13 protein-coding genes are annotated in these 15,397 nt (G+C 58.8%); 5 read left to right on the top strand and 8 right to left on the bottom strand.

All coding sequences use genetic code 11. From position 1 onward, the window contains the following. Positions 1–138 precede the first annotated feature (138 nt). The 5 genes from iolD (at position 139) to ABLV66_RS22700 (ending at position 6,639) form a co-directional block, all read left to right on the top strand. On the top strand, positions 139–2,079 hold the full coding sequence (gene iolD, locus ABLV66_RS22720; protein ID WP_348876744.1) for a 3D-(3,5/4)-trihydroxycyclohexane-1,2-dione acylhydrolase (decyclizing): 1,941 nt from the start codon (positions 139–141) through the stop codon (positions 2,077–2,079). Positions 2,080–2,126: 47 nt separating this feature from the next. After that, positions 2,127–3,140, top strand: coding sequence for a bifunctional inositol 2-dehydrogenase/D-chiro-inositol 1-dehydrogenase (gene iolG / locus ABLV66_RS22715; protein WP_015704222.1), 1,014 nt, complete (start codon positions 2,127–2,129; stop codon positions 3,138–3,140). Positions 3,141–3,181: 41 nt separating this feature from the next. Continuing rightward, on the top strand, positions 3,182–4,066 hold the full coding sequence (locus ABLV66_RS22710; protein ID WP_325080786.1) for a sugar phosphate isomerase/epimerase family protein: 885 nt from the start codon (positions 3,182–3,184) through the stop codon (positions 4,064–4,066). 23 nt (positions 4,067–4,089) lie between these two features. Next, positions 4,090–4,989, top strand: a complete 900-nt coding sequence (gene iolE, locus ABLV66_RS22705; RefSeq protein WP_348876745.1) for a myo-inosose-2 dehydratase — start codon at positions 4,090–4,092, stop codon at positions 4,987–4,989. A gap of 153 nt (positions 4,990–5,142) precedes the next feature. After that, a complete protein-coding gene (locus ABLV66_RS22700) occupies positions 5,143–6,639 on the top strand; it encodes a sugar porter family MFS transporter (protein WP_015368530.1) in 1,497 nt (498 codons plus the stop codon). Between the two features lie 100 nt (positions 6,640–6,739). Here ABLV66_RS22700 and ABLV66_RS22695 read toward each other — a convergent pair whose 3' ends face one another. From ABLV66_RS22695 to ABLV66_RS22660, 8 genes are all read right to left on the bottom strand, one after another. After that, positions 6,740–8,050, bottom strand: a complete 1,311-nt coding sequence (locus ABLV66_RS22695; RefSeq protein WP_348876746.1) for an ABC transporter substrate-binding protein — start codon at positions 8,048–8,050, stop codon at positions 6,740–6,742. Then, positions 8,043–9,116, bottom strand: coding sequence for an ABC transporter ATP-binding protein (locus ABLV66_RS22690; protein WP_042894203.1), 1,074 nt, complete (start codon positions 9,114–9,116; stop codon positions 8,043–8,045). Before ABLV66_RS22690 ends, ABLV66_RS22695 begins: the two co-directional genes overlap by 8 nt. A gap of 5 nt (positions 9,117–9,121) precedes the next feature. Next, a complete protein-coding gene (gpdQ, locus tag ABLV66_RS22685) occupies positions 9,122–9,946 on the bottom strand; it encodes a glycerophosphodiester phosphodiesterase GpdQ (RefSeq protein ID WP_063415861.1) in 825 nt (274 codons plus the stop codon). 10 nt (positions 9,947–9,956) lie between these two features. Then, positions 9,957–10,844: a carbohydrate ABC transporter permease gene (locus ABLV66_RS22680; RefSeq protein WP_348876747.1), complete on the bottom strand. Its 888-nt coding sequence runs from the start codon at positions 10,842–10,844 to the stop codon at positions 9,957–9,959. After that, positions 10,834–11,706, bottom strand: coding sequence for a carbohydrate ABC transporter permease (locus ABLV66_RS22675; RefSeq protein ID WP_015368525.1), 873 nt, complete (start codon positions 11,704–11,706; stop codon positions 10,834–10,836). The genes ABLV66_RS22680 and ABLV66_RS22675 overlap by 11 nt, the downstream gene beginning before the upstream one ends. Positions 11,707–11,848: 142 nt before the next feature. Next, complete coding sequence (gene ahr / locus ABLV66_RS22670; RefSeq protein ID WP_015368523.1) at positions 11,849–12,868, bottom strand: NADPH-dependent aldehyde reductase Ahr; 1,020 nt, start codon at positions 12,866–12,868, stop codon at positions 11,849–11,851. Between the two features lie 113 nt (positions 12,869–12,981). Then, positions 12,982–14,451, bottom strand: a complete 1,470-nt coding sequence (locus tag ABLV66_RS22665; RefSeq protein ID WP_047046174.1) for a SulP family inorganic anion transporter — start codon at positions 14,449–14,451, stop codon at positions 12,982–12,984. Next, positions 14,448–15,086 carry a carbonic anhydrase gene (locus ABLV66_RS22660; protein WP_348876748.1) on the bottom strand — a complete coding sequence of 213 codons (639 nt, stop codon included), beginning with the start codon at positions 15,084–15,086 and terminating at the stop codon, positions 14,448–14,450. Before ABLV66_RS22660 ends, ABLV66_RS22665 begins: the two co-directional genes overlap by 4 nt. Between the last annotated feature and the right edge of the window lie 311 nt (positions 15,087–15,397).

The raw sequence follows: 15,397 nt of genomic DNA, 5'->3' as shown, positions 1-15,397 counted from the left end.
TTTAATGAAAAAAATGTTTGCCTATAATCCAAAAATATTCCAGTGGACGTTAACGGCTTTCCCGCACCTACGCCATCTTCTTTGGCGAGCAAAGCGCTAACTCACACGACAAATACTGAACGATAAGGATTAGGCAACATGGGCAAACTGAGACTGACAATGGCGCAGGCGCTGGTGAAGTTCCTTGATAACCAGTATCTGGAGGTGGACGGCGAAGCGCAGAAATTCGTGAAAGGGATTTTCGCTATTTTTGGTCACGGCAACGTGTTGGGCTTAGGCCAGGCGCTGGAAGAGAACAGCGGCGAACTGCGGGTTTACCAGGGGCGTAATGAACAAGGCATGGCCCATGCGGCCACCGGCTTTGCCCGTCAATCACTGCGCCGGCAGATCATTGCCTGCACTTCTTCCATCGGTCCCGGGGCGGCCAACATGATCACCGCCGCGGCGACGGCTACGGCCAACCGTATCCCGCTGTTATTACTGCCGGGCGATGTATTCGCCACCCGCCAGCCGGACCCGGTACTGCAGCAAATCGAACAGAGCTACGATCTGAGTATCACGACTAACGACGCATTTCGCGCGGTGAGTAAGTACTGGGATCGTATTACCCGCCCGGAACAGCTCATGAGCGCCTGCATTAATGCCATGCGCGTGCTGACGGATCCGGCGGAAACCGGCGCCGTCACCTTGTGTCTGCCGCAGGACGTGCAGGGTGAAGCCTGGGATTATCCCGAGTCCTTTTTTGCCCGCCGCGTCCACCGTCTGGATCGCCGTCCGCCAAGCGCGGCGCAGCTGGCGGATGCGGTAGCGGCAATTAAAGCCAGCCGTAAACCGCTCATCGTCTGCGGCGGCGGGGTGAAATATTCCGCGGCAGGCGATGCGCTGGTGAGCTTCGCCGAACGTTACGGCATTCCGTTTGCGGAAACGCAGGCCGGTAAGGGCACGGTGGTTTCATCGCATCCGCTGAACGTCGGCGGCGTTGGCGAAACGGGCTGTCTGGCTGCCAACCTGTTGGCGAAAGAGGCCGATTTGGTCATCGGTATCGGCACACGCTTTAGCGATTTCACCACCTCCTCGAAATGGATATTCCAATCCCCTGGCGTGCGCTTTCTTAACGTTAACGTCAGTAATTTTGATGCCTGGAAGCTGGACGGCATCCCAATGCTGGCGGACGCCCGCGAGGCGCTAAGCGCGCTCAGCGCTGCGCTGTCGAACGAGCCCTGGCAGGCAGAATGGGGCGCGCAGATTGCAAGCGTGCAGAGCCGGCAGATGAAAGAGACCCAGCGCGTCTATCAGGCGGTCTGGCAGGAAACGGATTTCGTACCAGAAATTGACGACCATATTGACCGTGAATCGGTTTATCGCGAATTCCGTCAAATCACGGATTCTACCCTGACGCAAAGCAGCGTACTTGGCCTGCTGAACGAGTCGCTGGCGGCGGATGCGGTCATTGTGGCGGCGGCGGGCAGCCTGCCGGGGGATTTACAACGCGTCTGGCGCAACCGGGCGCCTAATACCTATCACGTCGAGTACGGCTACTCGTGCATGGGCTATGAGGTCAACGCCGCCCTCGGCGTTAAGCTGGCGCAGCCGCAGAGCGAAGTCTATTCGCTGGTCGGCGATGGCTCCTTCATGATGCTGCACTCTGAGCTGATCACCTCCCTGCAGGAGCGGGCGAAGATCAACGTCATCCTGCTCGACAACATGGCGAACGGCTGCATCAACAACCTGCAGCTGGAACACGGTATGGATAGCTTCGGCACCGAGTTTCGCTACCGCTCGGCGGAAAACGGCCAGCTGCAGGGCGGGCTGGTACCGGTGGATTTCGCCACGATCGCTTCCGGCTACGGCTGCAAGACCTGGCGGGTCACCACCCTCGATGAGCTTCGCCACGCGCTGGATGCCGCTCGCCGTGAAACCGTCAGCACGCTTATCGACATTAAAGTACTGCCGAAAACCATGGTCCACAAATACGGTAGCTGGTGGAACGTTGGCGTGGCGCAGACGGCGCTGTCGGAACGTATCCGTAAAGTCGCTGAAATGATTAATGAAAAACGCGCCCAGGCGCGGGATTACTAACAAAGAACACGAACCCTGAACCCTACAGAACTACGGAGAGAACCATCATGTCACTCAAATTAGGTGTCATCGGCGCAGGCGCCATCGGTAAAGAACATATCCGTCGCTGCACCCAGGTCTTACAGGGGGCGACTGTGGTCGCCGTTTCCGATATCAACGCCGATAACGCCCGTGCGGCAGTAGCGCTGCCGGGCGTGCAGGCGGAAGTCTACGCCGACGGTCATGATGTGATTAAAGCCAGCGACGTTGACGCCGTGCTGGTGACCTCCTGGGATCCAACCCATGAAGAGTACACCCTGGCGGCTATTGAGGCCGGTAAGCCCGTATTTTGCGAAAAACCGCTGGCGATGAGCGCGGAAGGCTGCCGCCGCATCGTTGATGCTGAAATGAAAGCCGGGCGTCGCCTGGTGCAGGTCGGCTTTATGCGTCCTTACGATGAAGGCTATCTGGCGCTGAAGAAAGTCATTGATGACGGCGATATCGGCGCGCCGCTGATGCTGCGCTGCGCCCACCGCAACCAGTCGGTCGGCGAGAACTACACCACCGATATGGCGATCACCAACACCCTGATCCACGAGCTGGACGTGCTGCGCTGGCTGCTAAATGACGACTACCGCTCCGTACAGGTACGCTTCCCGCGCTCGACCTCCCATACCCATGCGCGGCTGAAAGACCCACAGATCGTCTCGTTTGAAACGAAAAAGGGCACCCTGATCGACGTCGAAGTCTTCGTGAATTGCCAGTACGGCTATGACATTCAGTGTGAGGTGGTTGGCGAAACGGGCATTGCGCGCCTGCCGGAACCGTCGGCGGTGGAGATGCGTAAAGCCGCCAGCCTGTCGACAGCTATCCTCACCGACTGGAAAGACCGTTTCATCAAAGCCTACGACGTCGAACTGCAGGCATTTATCAATGATGTGAAAGCCGGCAAGCTGCAGGGCCCCTCCGCCTGGGACGGCTATGCGGCATCGGTTGCCGCCGACGCCTGTCTGAAAGCGCAAGAGTGCAACGAACCGGTAGCAGTATCGCTACCTGAGTGCCCGGCATTCTACCAACGCTAAATCCTCCTTCACCGACGTAACGTTTCAAACAGGTAACGACGATGAAAATTGCTTTTGATGTCGATGTGATTCGCGATCTCGGGATCACCAGAATGGTCCAGCAGGTGGCGGAGTGGGGCTACAAATACATTGAACAGTCGCCGCACCCGCAGATTAACCCATTCTACAAGCATCCGCGCGCCAGCCGGGAGATCATGGCCGAGTATAAGCAGGCGCTGCGTGACAACGGCGTTGAACTCTCCTCGTTCATCTGCGTTTATCGCTGGTCTGGCCCGGATGAGCTGCGCCGACAGGCGGCGGTGAAGAACTGGAAGCGGCTAATCGAAGTGGCGGTGGAGATGGGCGTGCAGGTTATCAACACCGAATTTTCCGGCGATCCTAACCAGCCGGAAATTTGCGAAGAGATGTTCTACCGCTCGATGGAAGAGCTGCTGCCGATATTCGAACGTGAAGGTATCCGCCTCGAAATCCAGGCCCATCCGTGGGACTTCTGCGAAGAAAACAACGAGACGGTGGATATCGTGAAGTCCTTCCGTAGCGACAACGTGAAGTACGTCTACAGCGTGCCGCACACCTTCTTCTACGACAAAGGTAAAGGTGAAGTCGAGAAGATGCTGCGCTATGCCGGTCAGGACCTGTCGCACGTGCTGATTGCCGATACCCGCAATCACACCAAACACTGCCGCTATATCGTTAATCCGCCGGGCGTTGACGCCGCCGTACACCAGCACGTCGGCGTCGGCGAGGGGGATGTCGATTTCGATGCTCTGTTCCGCACCCTGCGCGATATGCGCTTCGCTGAACAGACCTTCAAAGTTGGCGGTGAACCGATCGTCTGCACCTCGCTGTTTGGTTACCCGGAAAAGATGAAATACCAGGCCGTGGAAACGCGTGAACTTATCGAACGTGAACTGCTGCGCCGGTAAGGCGCGGCGGCAGGAGCATCAAAATGAACAAAGACAACGTCAAACTGGCTATCGCCCCTATCGGTTGGACTAACGACGATATGCCTGAGCTGGGAAGCGAAAACACCTTCCAGCAAACGGTCAGCGAAATGGCGCTGGCCGGGTTTACCGGCAGCGAAGTTGGCAGCAAATATCCGCGCGATCCGGCGGTGCTGAAGCCGATGCTGGATATTCGCGGCATGCAAATTTGTAACGCCTGGTTCAGCACCTTCTTTGCGGATGGCCAAAGAGAAAAAACCATCGATGAATTCGTTAACCACATGAATTTCCTCCATGCGATGGGCGCGAAGGTGATTGGCTGCTCTGAACAAAGCGGCAGTATCCAGGGGCTCGATAAACCGATCCTCGGCGATGTAAAACCGTGCTTTAGCGACGAAGAGTGGCAGCGGGTAGCCGAAGGTTATAACGCGCTTGGCAAACTGGCGGCAGAGAAGGGGATGCAGGTTTGTCTGCATCACCATATGGGCACCGGCATTCAGACTACCGCGGAGATCGACAAGTTTATGTCGCTGGTAGACGAACGCGTCTTCCTGCTCTACGACACCGGTCACGCCTGGTATTCAGAGGGCGGCGAGGCGCCGATGCTGGCGATCCTGAAAAAATATCTGCCGCGCATCAACCACGTGCATCTGAAAGACGTCCGCCCCGCGGTGATTGAGCAGGTGCGCCGCGAAGGGCTCTCATTCCTCGACGGCGTCAAGAAAGGCACCTTTACCGTACCGGGAGATGGCGCCATCGATTTCCGTCCGGTTTTCCAGTTGCTGGATGACTACAGCTACAAGGGCTGGATGGTGGTGGAAGCCGAACAAGACCCCGCGCTGGCGAACCCCTTCGAATACGCGGTGAAAGCGCGTAAATACATCCGCGAAACGGCAGGAATCTGATCGTTGATGCATTTCAGGCCACACAGCTGCGTGGCCTGCTTTTTCTAAACCTCAAGAGAACCACACGAGAACGACACGTCCGTGAGGCTGGAGGCCTCTGTATTCAGACAAGAGCATATCTTCCCCCTACAAGGTAGGTTACTGGAGTCTTCTATGTCACAGGAACAATATCTCACACTCAATAAAGCGTCGGGGCCGAATAGCGACGCCCCGGCAACGCCGTTTGTTAAGATCGTGGCGCTGATCGCCACCTTAGGCGGTTTACTCTTTGGCTACGACACCGGGGTGATTTCCGGCGCCCTGCTGTTTATGGGTAAGGAACTGCACCTCACGCCGTTTACCACTGGGCTGGTGACTAGCTCGCTGCTGTTCGGCGCCGCATTCGGCGCACTGCTTTCTGGCCATCTGGCCAGCGCCGCAGGCAGAAAGAAAATCATCCTCTGGCTGGCGGTGATCTTCGCTATCGGCGCGGTGGGTACTGCCCTCGCGCCGGACGTCAACTGGATGATTTTCTTCCGCCTGGTTCTCGGCGTAGCGGTTGGCGGCGCGGCGGCAACGGTGCCGGTATATATCGCTGAGATGGCGCCCGCCAACAAACGCGGGCAACTGGTCACGCTGCAGGAACTGATGATCGTCTCCGGCCAACTGCTGGCCTATATCTCTAACGCCACCTTCCATGAGCTGTGGGGCGGAGAAAGCACCTGGCGCTGGATGCTGGCGGTGGCGACGCTGCCTGCCGTGCTGCTGTGGTTTGGCATGATGTTTATGCCGGATACCCCGCGCTGGTACGCGATGAAAGGCCGACTGGCGGAAGCGCGCCGGGTGCTGGAGCGTACGCGGCGTAAAGATGATGTCGAATGGGAGCTAATGGAGATTACGGAAACTCTCGACGAGCAGCGCAATCTCGGTAAGCCAAAAATTCGTGAAATCATGACTCCGTGGCTGTTTAAGCTGTTCATGATCGGTATCGGCGTGGCGGTTATTCAGCAGCTTACCGGCGTCAATACCATTATGTACTATGCGCCGACGGTGCTGACCTCGGTCGGTATGACCGATAACGCCGCGCTGTTCGCCACCATTGCCAACGGCGTGGTTTCGGTACTGATGACCTTTGTCGGCATCTGGATGCTGGGGAAGATAGGCCGTCGCCCGATGACCATGATCGGCCAGTTCGGCTGTACCGCCTGCCTGGTGTTTATCGGCGCGGTGAGCTACCTGCTGCCGGAAACGGTCAATGGTCAGCCGGATGCGCTGCGCGCCTATATGGTACTGGCGGGAATGCTGCTGTTCCTGAGCTTCCAGCAGGGGGCGCTGTCGCCGGTGACCTGGCTGCTGTTGTCGGAAATTTTCCCAACCCGGATGCGCGGGATGTTTATGGGCGGGGCGGTGTTCTCAATGTGGATTGCCAACTTCCTGATCTCGCTGTTCTTCCCGATGCTACTGTCGTGGGTCGGCCTCTCCGGAACCTTCTTTATCTTTGCGGCAATCGGTATCTTCGGCGCGATCTTCGTGATCAAATGCGTGCCGGAAACGCGCAACCGCAGCCTTGAGCAGATCGAGCACTACCTGCGCGAGAAGCTGGATACCAGCCCGGCGGGAAAAGCCTACGCGCGTAAATCCTGGGCTTCGTCGCAGGCGGATAAAATCTAAGGCTTCGCAAAATCTCCCCGGCGCATCCTGCGCTGGGGGCGGTTGGTCACCCGGCCTGGGCGTTTACGCCGTAAGCCGGGCGCCCCGCAACAGACCTGTGCTACTTCACTTCTCCCAGCGCGGTCTTATCAACATAAGGTTTCATTAGCGCGTCAGCTTCCTTCTGTGCCGCCTGTACCGCTGCTTCCGGCGTTACTTTGGCATCGTTGACCACCGCCGCCAGCTGGTTCTCCATCGCCTTACGCACGGCGACGGTCTCCCAGGTGGAGTACCACGGATGCGCGTACTTCAGCTGTTCAAGGGCGATCGCCGCCCGCGGATCCTGCTGCAGATATGCTTTCATCTCCGGCGTATCGTAAGAAGCCTTGCGCGGCGAGAAGTAGCCGGTAAAGCGGCTCCACGCCCCGTTCACCTGCGGGCTCACCAGATAAGTCAGGAACTGGTAGGCCGCTTTCTTCTGCGCGTCGTTGATGCCTTTAAAGCTTACCAGGCTGGCGCCGCCGATCGGCACCGCGCGCTGCTCCTTGGCTGGTAGCATGGCGACGCCGAGTTCAAAATCTTTACTGTTCTCGCGCATAAAGCCCAGCGCGCCGGTGCTGAGCATCGCCATGCCAAGTTTGCCGGAGAAGAATGAAGCGCTGATCTGCTTCGAATTCAGTACCCCGGAAGGCATCACTTTGTCTTTGTAGATCAGACCCTGCCAGAAGCGCAGAGCGCCGATAGCGGTCGGCGAGTTGTAATAAACCTCACCCGGATAGTCTTCATTGAAATATTTACCGCCGTTGGCCCGCACAAGCGCCGAGAAGATCCAGCCGCCGTAGTCGTCGTTGGTCGACGGCAGCATGATCCCCCACTGGCCTTTGCTCTCGTCGGTCAGCTTTTTGGCATCGGCCAGCAGCTCGGCCCAGGTCTGCGGTGGTTGCGCGATCCCAGCCCGATCGAACAGCGTCTTGTTGTAGTAGAGGATCGGCGTCGAGTTATGGAACGGGATCGCATAGGTGGTGCCCATCACCTGGGCGTTCTTATGCATCGCTGGCCAGAATTCCTTTTGCAGAAAATCGCCAGCCTTTTGATCGCCATATTTAAACAGTTCGTCCATCGGCAGGATCTCATCCTTCAGCGCCAGATCGGTAGTGAAGTTGGCGGACATGATCACCAGCGCCGGCGGTTGTCCGGCCTTCTGTGCGGATTCGGCTTTGATCTTGGTGGTGTCATAGTTGCCGGTGAAGATGCCGCGAACTTCGACATCCTGCTGCGAGTCGTTGAACGTTTTAATAACGCGTGTCATCTCCATCGTCAGCTTGCCGTCTACCGGGGCCGGGAACATGAAGTCTATTTTCTCTTTCGCCAGCGCCGCGCCGCTCAGGGCGAGGCTGAGCCCAACCGTCAGGGCGGTGAGGGGGTTAAACATGGTCTGTCTCCATCAGTAAATTATGCTGGGTCTCAGCATGAAAAAGATGCACATCGGCAGGCGAGAAGCCGAGGATCAGCGATTCGCCTTTTTCAGGTACCGTGCCGCGGTGGCGGCGGCTAAAGCGCAGGGTGCCGATAGGCGTGCTGACGTGGAGCAGATAATCGGCTCCCATCAGTTCTCGTTGCAGGACGGTGCCCGGCAGGCGCAGATGGCCTTGCTCCACGCGGTCGGTAATATGTTCCGGGCGAATGCCCAGCCAGACGCGGGTCTGGCTGCGGTGGCGCGGCGGTAGCGGATGGCGTAGTTCGCCAAGCTGAACGTTGCCGTCAACGCAGGGAAGTGATAGCAGGTTCATCGCTGGCGAACCGATAAATCCGGCCACGAACAGATTGGCCGGGTTGGCATACAGATATTCTGGCCGTCCTACCTGTTGCACGTGGCCGCCGTTCATCACCACGATGCGGTCGGCCATCGACATGGCCTCGGTCTGATCGTGGGTGACGTAGACGGTACTGGTTTTCAACTGCTGGTGGAGGTCCATAATGCTGTCACGGACTTCGCTGCGCAGGCGGGCGTCGAGGTTGGACAGCGGTTCATCCATTAAGAACAGCCGCGGATTACGCACGATCGCCCGCGCCATCGCTACCCGCTGCCGTTGGCCGCCGGAGAGCTTAGCCGGTTTGCGATCGAGCAGCGCCTCCAGCTGCAGCATCTGCGCGACTTTATCTACCCGCGGCTGCCAGCCGCTTTTCTCTTCCTTGCGTACCTTCATGCCGAAGGTGATGTTGTCGCGCACAGAGAGATGTGGAAACAGCGCATAGTTCTGGAAGATCATCGCAAAATTGCGTTCGCGCGGCGTGGTGTCGGTGATGTTCTCATCATGCAGCCAGATTTCGCCTTCGCTGACCTGATCCAACCCGGCAAGCAGGCGCAGTAGGGTGCTTTTACCACAGCCCGACGGGCCGACCAGCACCACAAATTCGCCTTCGTGGATATCAAGCGACAGCGCGCTGAGCGCTGGTTTACCGTCGAAATGTTTACTGATGTTTTGCAGACTGAGCATGGCGGTTAGCGCTCTTCCGTTGGACAACTAATGTTTTCGTCGTACAGCCACGGCCCGGCGTAGTGGGCCAGCGAGTGCTGGTAGCTCACCCATTGCTCGCCGACCTGGCGGTGCATCAGGCACGAAGCCGGCGAGAGATCGTAATACGGGCGAGTGTCTTCGTGGCAGTAAGGCACCTGATGGACGGTGCCGGGGAGGGTGGAGATCAGCGCCTGGCGATACTGGGTCATGGTCAGGCTATGGTTATGACCGCAGAAGATGCGCGTCAGCGACGGGAAACGTTCCACCAGCGCCAGCAGACGGTGGCCGTTTTCGCAGGCAATCGGGTCCATCTGCGCATTGCCCAGCGGCAGCGGCGGGTGGTGCATAAACACCGTGGCCGGTTTGTCGCCGCCCTCGAACAGCTGCGCTTCCAGCCAGCTGATGGTCTCGTCGGTCAGCCAGCCTTTTGAAGTGCCGGCGCGGCTGGAGTCGATAAACAGCAGGCGGGTAGCGAAGTCGTCAACCGCATAGCGCATATTATTGGCATCGTTGCCGAGCAGCGGGCACAGCGGCTGCAGGTACTCCAGAAACAGCGCTTTATCATCGTGGTTGCCGGGGATCGGATACAGCGGATAATTCAGGCTGCCGAGGATCTGGCGGGCGACCTGATACTCCTCCGGGCGGCCGCAGTTGACGATATCGCCGCTCACCACCACCGCATCCGGGCGTTCGCGCAGCGCGTTAAGTTGAGAAACCACATCAGCATTGGCGGCATTGACGTCGATAAAACCGTACAGCTTTTCGCCGCGGCTGCGGAAATGGGTATCGGAAATGTGCGCTAACAGCATGAATAACTCCTTATTTGATCCCGGAGAAGCCGAAGCTTCGCAGGAACTGTTTCTGGAAAAGGATGAACGCCAGCATCAGCGGCAGGCAGACCATCAGCGTCCCGGCGCCGATGGTGCCCCATTGGCCGCCGGATTCAGCGCCCATGGCGAAAGAGACCAGCCCGACGGTCAGCACCTGCTTATCGGGATCGTTGAGCATCATCAGTGGCCACAGGTACTCGTTCCAGTGGTAGGTAATGCTGACGGTGGCGAAGGCCAGCACCGACGGCCAGGAGATCGGCAGCAGTACGCGGAATAGCACCTGCCACCAGAGGCAGCCCTCCATCAACGCTGCCTCTTCCAGCTCTTTCGGGATGGCGAGGAACGCCTGGCGCATCAGAAACACGCCGAACGCCGAGGTAAAGTAAGGCATCATCACGCCGGTCAGAGTGTTGAGCAGGCCGAAGGTTTTCAGAGTCAGCATGTTCGGCACCATCATCACCACCGGCATGATCATCAGCTGGACGAGGAACAGCAGAAACAGCGTTTTCTTGCCGCGAAATTCGTGGCAGGCGAAGACGTAGCCGGCGGTGGTGATGGTGAGTAGCTGCACGAAGAAAGTGCCGAAGGTAAAGATAAGGGTGTTGGCGTACAGGCTCAGCCAGTCGGCGCTGTCCCAGGCGTCGCGGAAGTTATCGAGAGTCAGCGGCAGACGGGGCAGCAATGAGGCCATATCTTCGCCGAAGGTGGTGGCGCTGAACGAGGTCGCCAGCATCCAGATAAACGGGCTCACCCATAGCAGCGCCAGGCAGCACATGATTACCGTCAGGGTAAAGGGCTGTGAGCGACGCAGGCGCAACCACAGCGGACGCGCAGCGGTGGGCGAGCGGACCATCAGCGGTGAGATTTCAGCGCTCATAGTGGGCTCCTTTTTCCAGCAATTTCAGGTTAATCAGCGAGAAGGCAAACAGCCCGGCCAGCGTCAGGAAGGTGGCGGCGGAGGCTTTGCCGAGGTCGTGGGTATCCCAGGCGAGATTCTGGATGTAATAGAGCAGCACGGTCGTGGCGTTATCCGGCCCGCCGCGCGTCATCACCGCGACGTGATCAATCTGGGTAATGGAGTAAATCAGCGCGGTGGTGATAACAAAGCTCAGCGTCGGGCGCAGCAGCGGCAGCGTCACCTTAAAAAACACCTGGGTGCGGCTGGCCCCTTCCATCAGCGCCGCTTCCCGCGTCGAGGCCGGAATGCTCTGCAGCCCGGCGAGGAAAAACAGCATGTAGTAGCCAGCGAATTTCCACACGCCAATCAGCGCCAGCGCCAGCAGCGCGCTGTTGCTGCGCCCCAGCCAGTTGTTGTTCTGAGGGCCAAATAGCTTCGCCAGATAGTGATCGAGCAGGCCGAGGCCGGGCATAAAGATAAACAGCCACAGCGCGGCGGCGCTGACCATCGGGATAATCATCGGGAAGAAAAAGGCGGTGCGCAGCCAGCGGTTGACGCGGTGATTCTCGCTCAGAGCCACCGCCAGCAGCAGAGCGAGCGTCACGCCGGGTACCACCGTCAGCAGGATATAGAGCAAATTATTGACCAGCGATTGCCAGAAAACGCCGTCGGCAAACAGGCGGGCGAAGTTATCCAGCCCGACGTACTGTGCGCCGTCGCTGGCCATGCGGGTATCAAACAGGCTGTCATAGACCGAACGGCCAAGCGGAAACCAGGTAAACAGCAGTAAAAACAACAGGGAAGGCGACAGTATCAGCCAGGGGAGCCAGCGCTTATTCATGGTGACGGGCGTCTCGTTCAGGCGTTTATGGAAGCCCGGATTGTGGGAAGCGATGACTACAGGGGAATGGCGGGGAGATGACGGTTTGATGAAGCAAGAAGAAAAGCGCCGGGCGCACGGGACGCCCGGCGGTAAATACCAATCAGAAGTCGGCTTTTAGTACCGCGCGATAGCGGGCTTTGCCTTCGCGCACGTGTTTCAGCGCTTCGTTAATTTGCGACATCGGGAACAGTTCGGTTGTTGGCGCCACTTTGCTACGCCCGGCGAATTTCATCAGCTTACGCAGTTCGGACGGATTACCGGTCGCCGAGCCGGAGATGCTGCGGTCGCCGCCGATAAGGGTAAAGGCCGGTACCGGGAACGGCTTCATCACCGCGCCGACGGTGTGGAAGTTGCCGCCGTAGGCCAGCGCCTGGAAGTACGGCTGCCAGTCAAGGTCCACCGCCACGGTGTTGATGATCAGATCGAACTGACCGGCCAGCGCGGTTAACGCCTGCGGATCGCGGCTGTTCACCACGCGGTCGGCACCCATTGCCAGCACTTCCTGCTCTTTCGCCGGGTTGGAACTGAAAGCGGTTACTTCCGCCCCCATCGCCCGCAGCAGTTTAATCGCGATATGGCCGAGGCCGCCGATACCAATCACGCCGACGCGGCTGGTAGCGGTAACGTGGTGGGTCAGCAGCGGTTTGAAGACGGTGATGCCGCCGCACAGCATCGGGCCGGCGGAAGCCAGATCGATGCTCTCCGGCAGCGGGATCACCCATTGCCAGTCGGCGCGCAGCTTATCGGCGAAGCCGCCGCGGTTCATAATGGTCGGTACAGAGCCTTCCAGGCAGTTGATCTGATTGCCGCTGATACAGGCGTCGCAGTGGCCGCAACTGCGCGCCGTCCAGCCGATCCCGACCTTCTGACCAATCTTCAGCCCTTTATCCCGTGCCGCGCTGCCCAGCGCCGCCACCCGACCAATAACCTCGTGACCGGCGACCAGTGGGTAGCTCGACATGCCCCATTCGTTATCGATCATCGACAGGTCCGAATGACAAATCCCGCAGTACTCCACCTCGACTTCAACATCTTCCGGCAACAGTTCGCCGGCATCGTACTCCCACAGCGACAGATCGGCGCCCGCTTCTTTGGCGGCGTAACTTTTAATGATGCTCATGTTTGTTTCCTTGGGGTTGGCGTAGTAACGAAGAAAGTGTAGAGCATGGCAACAGGCGTCGCTTGGCATTAGGAGGGGTGGATAACCGGGCGGACCAGCCGCCCGGGAGACGGTCAGCGGCTGGCAAGCGGCCACTGATTGAGGCGGATACCGCGCTGCGGCGCGCTCTCGGCAAAATCATCCAGCACCGCCTGCACATCCGGGTCAAGGTAGCCGACGTTATCGTGCTCGACGATCACCACGCTCTTTTCCGGAATTTTCGCCAGCAGCGCCAGCAGATGCGGATTGTGTAAAAAGGTCAGGTTCTGCTGGATGCGCAGCACGTAGTGATCGTCGTAGCGCGCCAGCTGCAGCGAATGGCGATGGCTACGCCAGATGCTGAACGCCACCTGGGTGGCGAGGCCAATGCCGATCCCCGCCAGCATGCCGAAGCCGATAATTCCGCCAATGGTGGCAAGGAAGGGGACGTACTGTGCGGCGCCCTGGCGGAACTGTTCAATGAACAGCCGCGGCGTCGCCAGCTTATAGCCGGTATACAGCAGCACGGCAGCGAGGCTGGCGAGCGGGATTAACGTCAGCAGGCCGCTAAACCACAGTCCGCAGATCAGTAGCAGTACGCCGTGGATAAAGATCGACAGTTTGCTCTGTGCGCCGTTGCTGACGTTGACCGAGCTGCGGACGATGACCGCGGTGATCGGCATCGCCCCGAGTACGCCGGAGAGCAGGTTGCCGACGCCCTGGGCGACCATTTCGCGGTTCGGCGAAGGCGGCGGATTTTGCGGACGCAGTTTTTTCAGCGCCTCCTGGCTGAGCAAGGTTTCGAGGCTGGCGACCAGCGCGAGGGTCAGTGCCACCACCCACACCGACGGATTACGCCACGCGCTCCACGCAGGAGACTCCAGCTCGCCCAGCAGATCGCCGAGGCTACCGAACTCCGGCAGGGTAATGCGCGGCAGGGAGGCAAGCTGCTGTGGCGCGGCCTGGGTCATTAATACAGTGGTGGCACAACCGAGCAGGACAGCGATCAGCGGGCCGGGGATCCAGCGCAGGCTCGTCACCCGGCGGATAAGCGGCGAACCCCACAGCCATAGCACCAGCAGGCCGCCCAGGGCGACGGCGATAGCGCTGAGGGAGAAGGTGGCGTTACCCTGTACGATATCGGCGAGCCCGGTCTCTTCTGCGCTGCCAAGCGCGACGGGGATCTGCTGCATAATCAGCAGGATGCCGATCGCCGCAAGCATACCTTTGATGACGCTGGCGGGAACCAGCGAAATAAAGCGCCCGGCCCGCAGAATGCCGAACAGCAGCTGCAGCACGCCGGCCAGCACCAGCGCCATCAGGAAGATGGAGAAGGAACCCAGGGATTCGATGGCGGCGACGACGATGGTGACCAGTCCGGCGGCGGGGCCGCTGACGGCGAAGCGGGAGGGGCTGAGGGCGGTGACGACCAGGCCGCCGATGATACCGGTCAGCAGACCGACAAAGGGCGGTAAGCCGCTGGCCTGGGCGATACCGAGGCACAGCGGCAGGGCGACAAGGAAGACGACAATGCCTGCGAGAGAGTCCTGACGAAGAGTATTCATGGGGCATGCTCCTGAGGTGAGAGATGTTCGACGAGAGTGGTCAGATGGCCGGATGCCAGATCGTAGACGCAGCCGTGCAGGCTGAGCGGCCGTCCGCTGGCGAGCAGCGTCTGTACGGGGTCACAGTCAAGCAGGCGGCTGAACTGGGCGCGAACGTTGGCCTCCACCAGGGCATTGAGCGCTTCGGCAGCGTCGGCGTCAGTGTCAGTGAGCGTCAGAGCAGCGATATCACGCTGCAGGGTATCGCGCAGCGAGCCGATGCGGCGGGCCAGCGCCGAGGACTCGTGGGCCAGCGGCATCTCCGGCAACGACAGCGCCGCCTGCACGCCGCCGCAGCCGTAGTGGCCGCAGAGCACCACCCGTTCGACCTCGAGATAGTGGAGGGCATATTGCAATACGCTCATAAAGTTGTCGTCGGCGGGGTCAATCATGTTAGCGATATTACGGTGGACGAAGAGTTCGCCGGGATGGCTGCCGGTGAGTACTTCGGCGGGAACGCGGCTATCGGAGCAGCCAATCCACAGCGAATGCGGCCGCTGCCCGGCTACCAGTTTTTCAAAATATTCCGGGTCATGCTGGCACTTCTGCAGCGCCCAGCTGCGGTTACGCGCCAGTAAAGGTTTTAAGGTAGTCACAGTCTTTCTCCTGATTTTATTCACCGAGTGAAGATGTCCATCGAGACTCGTACAGCGACTAGTAAAAATAGTATTTACCGGAACTTTCACGCCTGAGGAAAATCCTGGAATAAAGAACGAACACAAAACTTTTCATTAATGTAAAGTTATAAAAATATTGACGTAATTAATAAATCCTTAAGGATTGCGGTAATAAGAAAAAGCGATAGGGTAATTTTTTATGGAATATATAAATCAATTACATTAATTATTCTGGAATCTTATATTGAGTGTTTGATGAAGCGTACATGCTTATGGTTGGCGGCGATAAA

This window comes from Klebsiella sp. CN_Kp073 (assembly GCF_040065495.2).
GTDB lineage: Bacteria > Pseudomonadota > Gammaproteobacteria > Enterobacterales > Enterobacteriaceae > Klebsiella > Klebsiella aerogenes.
The sequence above is the reverse complement of the archived record's forward strand: the minus strand, read 5'-3'. Positions and strand labels throughout refer to the sequence as shown.

Coding starts and splice junctions, on each gene's coding strand:
- iolD (WP_348876744.1), top strand. CDS start 139: ATGGGCAAACTGAGACTGACAATGGCGCAGGCGCTGGTGAAGTTCCTT.
- iolG (WP_015704222.1), top strand. CDS start 2,127: ATGTCACTCAAATTAGGTGTCATCGGCGCAGGCGCCATCGGTAAAGAA.
- ABLV66_RS22710 (WP_325080786.1), top strand. CDS start 3,182: ATGAAAATTGCTTTTGATGTCGATGTGATTCGCGATCTCGGGATCACC.
- iolE (WP_348876745.1), top strand. CDS start 4,090: ATGAACAAAGACAACGTCAAACTGGCTATCGCCCCTATCGGTTGGACT.
- ABLV66_RS22700 (WP_015368530.1), top strand. CDS start 5,143: ATGTCACAGGAACAATATCTCACACTCAATAAAGCGTCGGGGCCGAAT.
- ABLV66_RS22695 (WP_348876746.1), bottom strand. CDS start 8,050: ATGTTTAACCCCCTCACCGCCCTGACGGTTGGGCTCAGCCTCGCCCTG.
- ABLV66_RS22690 (WP_042894203.1), bottom strand. CDS start 9,116: ATGCTCAGTCTGCAAAACATCAGTAAACATTTCGACGGTAAACCAGCG.
- gpdQ (WP_063415861.1), bottom strand. CDS start 9,946: ATGCTGTTAGCGCACATTTCCGATACCCATTTCCGCAGCCGCGGCGAA.
- ABLV66_RS22680 (WP_348876747.1), bottom strand. CDS start 10,844: ATGAGCGCTGAAATCTCACCGCTGATGGTCCGCTCGCCCACCGCTGCG.
- ABLV66_RS22675 (WP_015368525.1), bottom strand. CDS start 11,706: ATGAATAAGCGCTGGCTCCCCTGGCTGATACTGTCGCCTTCCCTGTTG.
- ahr (WP_015368523.1), bottom strand. CDS start 12,868: ATGAGCATCATTAAAAGTTACGCCGCCAAAGAAGCGGGCGCCGATCTG.
- ABLV66_RS22665 (WP_047046174.1), bottom strand. CDS start 14,451: ATGAATACTCTTCGTCAGGACTCTCTCGCAGGCATTGTCGTCTTCCTT.